This is a genomic window from Streptomyces sp. B1866, from assembly GCF_031932565.1.
In the GTDB taxonomy this organism is placed as follows: domain Bacteria; phylum Actinomycetota; class Actinomycetes; order Streptomycetales; family Streptomycetaceae; genus Streptomyces.
Window position 1 is genome coordinate 1 of record NZ_JAVSCF010000264.1, and the last position, 8,669, is coordinate 8,669.

Consider the following 8,669-nt stretch of genomic DNA (forward strand, 5'->3'; position numbering starts at 1 on the left):
CCAGCGTGCGGCGGCCCCGCACCACCCGCTGTCCGTCCCGGCGCCGCCGCTCCCGGCGCGCCGCCGCCTTCCGGCGTACGGGCCGGCGCCGCCCTCCGGGGCCGCCGCCGGCCCGTACGCCGCCGACCGGGGGAGCCGAAGCACCCATGGCCACCGCCACCTTCACCGCCGTCGCGGCCGCCGCCGCGCGCAGCCGGCTCGCCGCCGCCCGGCTGTACCTGTGCACCGACGCGCGCACCCGGCAGGGCGACCTGCCCGACTTCCTCGACGCCGTGCTCGCGGGCGGCGTGGACATCGTGCAACTGCGCGACAAGGGCATCGAGGCCCGCGAGGAGCTGGACCACCTGGCGGTCTTCGCCGAGGCCTGCGCCCGGCACGGCAAGCTGCTGGCCGTGAACGACCGGGCCGACGTCGCCCACGCGGCCGGCTCCGACGTGCTGCACCTGGGCCAGGGCGACCTCCCGGTCCCCGCCGCGCGCGCCATCCTGGGCGACGGCGTACTGATCGGCCGGTCCACCCACACGCCCGCGGAGGCGACCGCCGCGGCCGCCGAGCCCGGCGTGGACTACTTCTGCACCGGCCCCTGCTGGCCCACCCCGACCAAGCCCGGCCGCCCCGCCCCCGGCCTGTCCCTGGTGCGCCACGCCGCCGCCCTGGACACCGCCCGGCCCTGGTTCGCCATCGGCGGTATCGACGCCGCCAACCTGGACCAGGTCCTCGACGCGGGCGCGCGGCGGGTCGTCGTGGTGCGGGCGATCACCGGGGCGAGCGACCCGGGACAGGCCGCCGCCGAGCTGGCGGCCCGCCTGCGGGAGCGCGCGGACCGGCCGTCGGACCCCGGCAACAGGCCAGATACCGAACCGCCGGTAGGCGAGCGCGGGACCGCTGGTTAACCTGCCCTTATGGCCCTTGGCACAGCTTCCACCAGAACCGACCACGCGCCGACGGTGCGGGAGCTGCTCGCGTCCGGCGAGCAGTCCTACTCGTTCGAGTTCGCAGCCCCGAAGACCGAGAAGGGCGAGCGGACCCTGTGGAACGCCATCCGGCGGATCGAGGCCGTCTCGCCCACCTTCGTCTCCGTGACCTACGGCGCGGGCGGCTCGTCCCGTGAGGGCACGGTGCGCGCCACCGAGCGGATCGCCACCGACACCACACTGACCCCCGTCGCCCACCTCACCGCCGTCAACCACTCCGTGGCCGAGCTGCGGAACGTCATCGGGCAGTACGCCGACGCCGGCATCCGCAACATGCTGGCCGTGCGCGGCGACCCGCCCGGCGACCCGACGGGCGCCTGGATTCCGCACCCCCAGGGGCTCACCTACGCCGCCGAGCTCGTCCGGCTCATCAAGGAGTCGGGCGACTTCTGCGTCGGCGTCGCCGCCTTCCCCGAGATGCACCCGCGGTCCGCCGACTGGGACACCGACGTACGGCACTTCGTGGACAAGTGCCGGGCCGGAGCGGACTACGCGATCACGCAGATGTTCTTCTACGCCGAGGACTACCTGCGGCTGCGGGACCGGGTCGCGGCCTCCGGGTGCGCGACCCCCATCATCCCGGAGATCATGCCGGTCACGAACGTGCGCCAGATCGAGCGGTTCGCGCAGCTCAGCAACGCCGCCTTCCCGCCCGAGCTCGCCGAGCGGATCCTGGCGGTCAAAGACGACCCGGCGGCGGTACGCTCGATCGGAATCGACTACGCCACCCGGCTGTGCGCGCGGTTGATGGCCGAGGACATCCCCGGACTGCACTTCATTACCCTGAACCACTCCACGGCGACGTTGGAGATCTACCAGAACCTGGGACTGCACCAGCGGTCCTGACGGCGGCGGCCGCGAGCGCCGCGCGGACGAGAGGGGCTTACATGGGCTGGGCGGTCCTCTACTTCGCGTTCGCGGTCGTGGCCCTGTGGCTGCTGGGCGAGGTGCTGCTGCAGTACAAGGCGCGGCTGCGCTGGCGGCTCCTCGCCTTCGCCGGCTTCCTCGGCGTGGTCCTCGGCGTGGCCATCCCGTCCGTGGTGGTGATCGCCCTGGGCGGCATGGCGTTCGCGGTCGGCCAGACCTGCGTCACGCTGTCCTTCCGGCGCGGCTTCACCACCGGCTGGGCGGTCGGCGGGCCGCTGGGCAAGCTGGGCGCGGGCACCAGCAGGCGGCGCCGGGCGGGCGGCCAGCCGGCCCGCGCGGCGCGCTCCGAGCCGACGCTGGAGGTCTCGGAGCTGGAGGCGGTCCCGGTGCCCGACGCCCCCGACGGTCCGGCCGCGGCCCAGGAGCCCGCCGGCGCCGGGCCCGCCGCGCAGGCCGGATCCGGCGCGTACGCGGCCTCCGGCGACCGGGGCGCGGCGGACGCCGCCGGGTACGACGCGGGAGGCTACGGCGGTTACGGGGCGTACGGTGGCTACGCGCCCGGGGCCGTGGCCGACGGCGGACCCGCCGCGGCCGGGCACGGCGGGTACGCGCCCGCCGGAACGTACGGCTACGGCGCCGACGGCTACCCGGCCTATCCCGACCCGTACGCCACCGCCGCCCAGCCGCAGGGCTACGAGCCCTACGGCCACGGCTACGATCCGTACGCCGCCCAGCCGTACGCCACCGGCCCCGACCCCTACGGCCAGCAGGCCGGCTACCCGGCGGCGCAGCCGTACGCCGTCCCGGGCCCCGGCGCGACGCCCGCGGCAGGGGTGTGGGTGCCGCAGCAGCGGGACGGCGACATGACGGACCAGCAGCCCGATCAGCAGCCCTACCCGCACCCGTACCTCCCGGACGGCGGCGACCCCTACCGCTGAGACCCGCCGCCGCTGCCCGGCCCGACCGCGCTGTCCGCGCAGGGCCGGTCCGGGGCCGCCGGACCGGCCCTGCGCGGCCCGGGCCGCGTCACCGCGCCGGTGGCAGGCGGGCCCACCCGGCGGCCCGGTGCGCGCCAAGCCTGCCTGGCCGGGCCGCGGACGTGCTCGCCGGAGCGCGGGCCGGGCCCGTCGCGGGGCGGCGCGGCTGGGTGGGGCGCGGCGGTCAGCGGGAGCCGCGCCAGTCGGCCCCCTCCACGATCAGCCCGGCCACCAGCGCGCCCGACATTCCCGCGTGCGGCAGCCCGCCGCCCGGGTGGGCCCAGCCGCCCGCCAGGTACAGCCCCGGCAGCCGGGTGAGGTTGCCGGGGCGCAGGTACCGCCCGCCGCCGCCCGCGAGCGCCGGGCCCGGCACGGCTCCTCCCGGGGCGCCGGTGGCCTCGGCGGTGTCGCACGGCGTGTGCACGACGCGCCACAGGACGCGGTCCCGCAGCCCCGGTATCGCCGCCTCGGCGGCCTCGGTCAGCGCGTCCGCGTACCGCCCCGCGGCCGCCGCTTCGGCCCAGTCGACCGGGCCGTGCGGGGCGACCGTGGCGGTGAGCGTGACGGCCTCGTGGCCGCTGTCGGGGCGGGTGGCGGGGTCGTCCGGGCGCAGCACGGTGAGCGTCGGCCGGTCGCACGGCCGCCGGACCGCCTGCGCGCCGCCCGGCCCACCGCGCCCCCGGCGCCGGGCGCCGCCGCCGAAGACGGCGGCCAACTCGGCGTCACGGTCGGCCGCGTGCACCACGGTCCGGTGCGCGGCGCCCTCGGGCCGCGCACCGCGCAGGGCGAGGAAGACGGTGAAGCGGCCGGACCCGCCGGACCCCGCGGCGCTGTCCGTCCCGGGTCCGCTGTCCGTCCCGGGTCCGCCGTCCGCGCCCGGCTCAGGGACCGCGCCGGGGACGGACCGCAGGCGCGCCGGAGCGACGCCCGCGACCACGAGGTCCGCCTGCACCTGCGCCCCGTCCGCCAGCTCCACCCCCGCCGCGCGCCCGTCCTTCTCCACGACTCCCACGACCTCGGACCCGAAGACGAACTCGACGCCCCGCGCGCGGCAGCGCTCGTACAGCGCGTCGGCCAGGGCCCGCATACCGCCGCGCACATACCAGGTGCCGAAGGTCTGCGCCACGTACGCCAGGACGGCGGCGCTCGCGGGGGCGGCGCGCGGGTCGAGGCCGTGGCCGAGCGCGTGGCTCTCCAGCACGGCGGCCAGCCGTGGGTCGCGCAGCTCCCGCCGCGCCGCCTCGGCGAGACCGGCCGGGGCCCGGCCGCGCCGCCGCAGGCCCAGCGGCGCGCGGCGGGCGGGCGCCGGATACGGGTCGTCGTGCAGCGCGCGGGCGTCGTCGGCCAGCGGCTCTTCGAGCAGCGGCCTTCGGGTGGCGTCCCACACCTCGCGCGCCCGCCGCTCCAGGCCGCTCCACCGCTCGCTCGCACCCGGGCCGAAGGCGGCGTCCAGCGCCTGGAGGACGCCCGCGCGGGAGGCACCGGGCAGGAGGACGTCCGTGCCGTCGGCGAAGACGTGCCGACCGGCCGGGTCCACCTGGACCAGCTCGACGCACTGCTCCAGAGTCTCCTTGCCGGTCTTCACGAACAGGTCGCGGTAGACGGCGGGCAGGTGCAGCAGCCCGGGCCCGGTGTCGAAGGCGAAGCCGTCCCGCTCCAGCCGCCCGACCGCGCCGCCGTGCGCGGGCCCGCGCTCGTGGACCACCACCCGGTGGCCCGTGGCCGCCAGCCGGGCGGCGGCCGCCATGGCGCCCATGCCAGCGCCGATCACCGCAATCCGTGCCATGTCCGTGACCCTATCCGCCGCCACTGACAACCGGCGCCACGGTCCGGTCCCCGGCCGCCTCCGCGCGGGTTACCAGGAGGTGAGTACGCGTACCTAGCACGGCAGATGAGTAGCCGCGCGGATGGGGCGCGGCCTGCGCGGCCGGGAGAGTGGAGGCCGCGGAGGGACGCGGCGCCGGCACCGCCGACACGGGGCGGCGGAAGCGGCGCGGGCGGCCCCGACGCGATGGGGGGGAAGCCTCTCGGGGTGACCCGGGAGGCCTTCCACGGGGGAGCGGGGGAGCACGGGGGACGGGGGAAACGGGGGACGGGGCTGTTCCGGCGCGGCGCGGCACGGGGGGCGGGCCGCGCCGGAACAGGTCTCGCCGCCCGCCCGCCCGCGGACCCGGCTCGCGCCGACCTCGGACCCGCTCGCGCCAATCTCCGACCCGCTCGCGCCGACCTCGGACCCGGCTCGCGCCGACCGCCCGTCCGCGGCCGCCGGCCCGGGCGCGCCGCAGGCGGCAGGCCGTACGCTCGCCCGCACGGGTCGACCCCGGCGGTGCCCCTGCCCCGCGCGGCTCCTCCAGCGGCGGGGCGCACCGGACGCCACCTCCTGGCCCGGCCACGACGCGCGTGCCCCGCGGCCGATCCCCGGCAACTCTCCGGCCGGCGGCGTCAGGCGGGACCGTCCGCCCGGCCGTCCCAGCCGGGAGCCGAGCCGCCCACGCGGCCCTGGAGCACTAACGACAGCGCGGCGTGCACGTCGCCCACCGGCCGCCGCGGCTGGTAGGACTGCCAGTCGAGCGCCGCCACCAGCACCATCCCGAACAGCGCCGACGCCGTCAGCGGGATGTCCAGCTCCTTGCCCAGCTCCCCGTCGGCCACGCCGTCCCGCAGCACGGACTCGATCACCTCCACCGCCTGCCGCCGGGCCGCCGCCAGGGTGGGCTGCCAGGCGCGGTTGGTGCGCCACAGCTCGGCGACGTACAGCTGCGTCAGCGACGGGTGGCGGGCGACGAAGTCCAGCCCCGCGCGGATCATCGCGTCCAGGGCCGCCACGTGGCCGCCGCCGTGCCGGACGGTCTCCTCGCCCGCGGCGCGCAGCGAGGCGGTGAGCGAGTCGACGCCGTGCCGCAGCACCTCCTCGAACAGGACCGTCTTGCTCGCGAAGTTGTAGTAGACCGTGCCCTTGGCCACCCCGGCCCGCTCGGCGATCTCGTCCACGGTGGTGGCGGAGAACCCCTGCTCGGCGATGAGGGTGACCGCAGCGTCGAAGAGCTTCTGCCGGGTGGCCTGGCGGCGCCTGCTGCTGTCCATGGCGTCGATTCTGCCCGCTGTCACCCCGTGCCACGGGCCGTCCCGGCTCCCGCCCGGTCCGCCGCCTCCCTGGCGCGCCCGGGCCGCCCGGGCCCGACCCGGGGCTCGGGCGTCCGGGCCGGGTGCGCGCGCCGGGCGGCCCGCCGTCCGGCTCTCCCGCCGCCCCCGCACCCTCCGCGGCAAAGCGGCATCCGTGCAGGTCAGGGCGATTGTCAGTGGTGTGCCCCACGATGGGTCCATGCGGCGGCCGGCTCGGCGCTCCAGGCCCTGCGCGGCCGCCACGCGACGACAGGAGGTTCGTCATGGCCCGTCCCGCCGCGGCGCGCCGGCACCAGCCCGCCGCCCTCGCCCCCGCCCCCGCCCCCGCGAGCGACGCGCACCCCGTGCTGCGTCGCGTCACCGCCCCGCCCGCCGCCCTGGACCTGCTCGCGCAGGCCCACCACGGGCTGACCGAGGCCGCCGCGCTGGAGACCGCGAACGAGCGGTATGCCACGGCCCACCTGGCCGCCCTGCGCATCGCGGCCGCCGTGCTCGCCGTGCGCGGCCGGCCCGAGCCGACGCCGCGCCGCCGGGCGCGCATCCGCAGCGCCTGGGAGGTGCTGCCCGAGGTCGCCCCCGAGCTGGCCGAGTGGAGCGCGCTGTTCGCGTCCGGGGCCGGGCGCCGGGTCCGCGCCGAGGCGGGCATACCGGGCGCGGTGAGCCGCCGGGAGGCGGACGACCTGCTGCGCGACGCCGCCGTGTTCCTGCGCCTGGTCGAGCGCATGCTGATCCTGCGGCCCCTGCTGCCCCAGCAGGCGGACGCGGACGAGGAGGCGGCGGCCGGCCGCCCCGATCCGGACCCGCCCTCCGGGCGCCCGCGGTGACCGCCGCGCCGCGGGCGCCGGGGCGAGTCCGCCGGGCCGCCCCCGCCGGGGAAACCGGCCTGCCAGGGCGGCCCGGTCGGCCGCCCGGCGGCTGCGGGCGCGTGCCACGGGTGACCGCGGCGGCGGAGTCCGGTGGGGTAGGCAATAGTCTGGAAGCCGCTGACGTCAGTAAGCCGTCGCCGCCGCACCGCGCGCCGGCGGCACCGTGCCGAGGAGCCACCCGCCGTGTCCGACCCGATGCGCCCCCGGGCGTCCCTGCGCACCGCCGTCGTATGGGAGGTCCTCAAGGACGCCCTGGACCGCCGGGCCAAGGCGGCCGGAGCGGACGCCGCGGGCGGCCACGGCGCGCTCGACGTCCTGGACACGGGCGGCGGCACCGGCAAGTTCGCGGTTCCGGTCGCCCGCCTCGGCCACCGGGTCACGGTGGTCGACCCCAGCCCCGACGCGCTGTTCGCGCTGGAGCGCCGGGCGGCCGAGGCCGGGGTCGCCGACCGGGTGCGCGGTGTGCAGGGCGACGCGCACGGCCTGTTCGACGTGGTCGAGCGCGGCGGATACGACGCGGTGCTGTGCCACGGCGTGCTGGAGTACGTGGACGACCCCGCCGACGGCCTGCGCAACGCGGTCGCCGCGCTGCGCCCGGTCGGCGGCACCCTCAGCGTGCTCGCCTCCGGGCTGGGCGGCGCCGCCCTCGCCCGGGCCCTCGCCGGCCACTTCACCGAGGCCCGCCAGGCGCTCACCGACCCCTCGGGCCGCTGGGGAGAGGGCGACCCGATGCCGCGGCGCTTCACCGCCGACCAGCTCACCGAGCTGGTCACCGCGTCCGGTCTGGAGGTCGCCGCCGTGCACGGCGTGCGGATCTTCGCCGACCTGGTGCCCGGCGTGCTGGTCGACACCGAGCCGGACGCCTCCGAGGCCCTGCTGCGGCTGGAGGCCACCGCCGCGGAGCTGCCCGCCTTCCACGCCATCGCCCCCCAGCTCCACGTCCTGGGCGAGCGGCACTGACCCCTCGCCGCACGGCGCCCCGGACGGTGGCACAGGGCAGGCCCGGAAGGCCGATCGGCCCCGTATGATCGGGGCAGGCCGTCCGGCATGGCGGATCGGCGGGAGGGGAATGCAGGTCTCAGCGCCATCCACCGCCAGTTCGGCTCCGGCGGTCGAATCCGGCGCCGAAGGGCGGGTTTCACGGGGGCGGTTCCCTGCCTATCCTGGAAGGGTCGCAGGCCCGGTCGCCCCCGCGACCGACGAGTAGGAGGACTCCGTGCCGCTCTCGGAGCACGAGCAGCGCATGCTGGAGCAGATGGAACGAGCGCTGTACGCCGAAGATCCCAAATTCGCGACGGCGCTCGAAGGTAACGGCCTGCGCACGTACACCCGACGACGCGTCTACCAGGCCGTCGCCGGGTTTCTGGTGGGCATCGCGCTTCTCATGGTCGGAGTGGCCGTCCAGCAGATCTGGGTCAGCGTGGTGGGATTCCTCATCATGCTGGGCTGCGCCGTGCTCGCGGTGACCGGATGGCGCAAGGCGCCCAGGCCCGGCGGACCGGCCGGGCAGGCCGCAGCGCCCGGCGCGCCCCGCGGTCCGGTGCGCCGGCAGGGCGGCAGCCGCCCCCGGCGCTCGATAATGACCCGTATCGAGGAGCGGTGGCAGCGCCGCCGCGACGAGCAGGGGCACTGACCCGGCTCGGGTGATCGTCTTCGTTTCCTCGCAGGACCCGTACGCCCCGGCCGCCGCCGGGCGGCTGCCTTCCGGCACGCTTCCCCGGCGCACCCCGGGGCGTGCCCGTTTTGTACCCGCGAGGTCGCGCGGGACCTCGCCCGTCGCGTGGGCCGGCGCCGCGTGGGCGCGAGGCGCCGCACCGGCCCGGCGGCGCGGGCGGCGTGCGTCCGGCCGACGGCGCGAACGG

8 protein-coding genes are annotated in these 8,669 nt (G+C 78.0%); 6 read left to right on the plus strand and 2 right to left on the minus strand.

The annotated features are described in order from the left end of the window. The first annotated feature begins 146 nt into the window (after positions 1–146). The 3 genes from thiE to RKE29_RS25045 are packed head-to-tail and all read left to right on the plus strand — an operon-like array spanning position 147 to position 2,779. A complete protein-coding gene (gene thiE, locus RKE29_RS25035) occupies positions 147–893 on the plus strand; it encodes a thiamine phosphate synthase (RefSeq protein WP_312007894.1) in 747 nt (248 codons plus the stop codon). A gap of 9 nt (positions 894–902) precedes the next feature. Continuing rightward, on the plus strand, positions 903–1,820 hold the full coding sequence (gene metF / locus RKE29_RS25040; RefSeq protein WP_312007895.1) for a methylenetetrahydrofolate reductase [NAD(P)H]: 918 nt from the start codon (positions 903–905) through the stop codon (positions 1,818–1,820). 41 nt (positions 1,821–1,861) lie between these two features. Next, complete coding sequence (locus RKE29_RS25045) at positions 1,862–2,779, plus strand: hypothetical protein (RefSeq protein WP_312007896.1); 918 nt, start codon at positions 1,862–1,864, stop codon at positions 2,777–2,779. Positions 2,780–3,002: 223 nt separating this feature from the next. Here RKE29_RS25045 and RKE29_RS25050 read toward each other — a convergent pair whose 3' ends face one another. Together RKE29_RS25050 and RKE29_RS25055 are read right to left on the minus strand one after the other, a co-directional pair. Beyond that, on the minus strand, positions 3,003–4,604 hold the full coding sequence (locus RKE29_RS25050; RefSeq protein ID WP_312007897.1) for an NAD(P)/FAD-dependent oxidoreductase: 1,602 nt from the start codon (positions 4,602–4,604) through the stop codon (positions 3,003–3,005). 656 nt (positions 4,605–5,260) lie between these two features. Then, a complete protein-coding gene (locus RKE29_RS25055) occupies positions 5,261–5,902 on the minus strand; it encodes a TetR/AcrR family transcriptional regulator (RefSeq protein ID WP_312007898.1) in 642 nt (213 codons plus the stop codon). A 302-nt stretch (positions 5,903–6,204) separates the two neighbouring features. Here RKE29_RS25055 and RKE29_RS25060 point away from each other — a divergent pair, with 302 nt between their 5' ends. The 3 genes from RKE29_RS25060 to RKE29_RS25070 all read left to right on the plus strand — a co-directional run bounded on the left by RKE29_RS25060 (position 6,205) and on the right by RKE29_RS25070 (position 8,440). Next, positions 6,205–6,765, plus strand: a complete 561-nt coding sequence (locus RKE29_RS25060; RefSeq protein ID WP_312007899.1) for an SAV_6107 family HEPN domain-containing protein — start codon at positions 6,205–6,207, stop codon at positions 6,763–6,765. Between the two features lie 225 nt (positions 6,766–6,990). Further along, entirely contained in the window at positions 6,991–7,767 is a 777-nt protein-coding gene (locus tag RKE29_RS25065; protein ID WP_312007900.1) for a methyltransferase, read from the plus strand. Between the two features lie 256 nt (positions 7,768–8,023). Beyond that, the gene (locus tag RKE29_RS25070; protein WP_312007901.1) at positions 8,024–8,440 is read left to right on the plus strand and encodes a DUF3040 domain-containing protein; all 417 of its coding nucleotides are present in this window, start codon (positions 8,024–8,026) and stop codon (positions 8,438–8,440) included. The last annotated feature ends 229 nt before the right edge of the window (positions 8,441–8,669 follow it).

Coding starts and splice junctions, on each gene's coding strand:
- RKE29_RS25050 (WP_312007897.1), bottom strand. CDS start 4,604: ATGGCACGGATTGCGGTGATCGGCGCTGGCATGGGCGCCATGGCGGCC.
- RKE29_RS25045 (WP_312007896.1), top strand. CDS start 1,862: ATGGGCTGGGCGGTCCTCTACTTCGCGTTCGCGGTCGTGGCCCTGTGG.
- metF (WP_312007895.1), top strand. CDS start 903: ATGGCCCTTGGCACAGCTTCCACCAGAACCGACCACGCGCCGACGGTG.
- RKE29_RS25055 (WP_312007898.1), bottom strand. CDS start 5,902: ATGGACAGCAGCAGGCGCCGCCAGGCCACCCGGCAGAAGCTCTTCGAC.
- RKE29_RS25060 (WP_312007899.1), top strand. CDS start 6,205: ATGGCCCGTCCCGCCGCGGCGCGCCGGCACCAGCCCGCCGCCCTCGCC.
- thiE (WP_312007894.1), top strand. CDS start 147: ATGGCCACCGCCACCTTCACCGCCGTCGCGGCCGCCGCCGCGCGCAGC.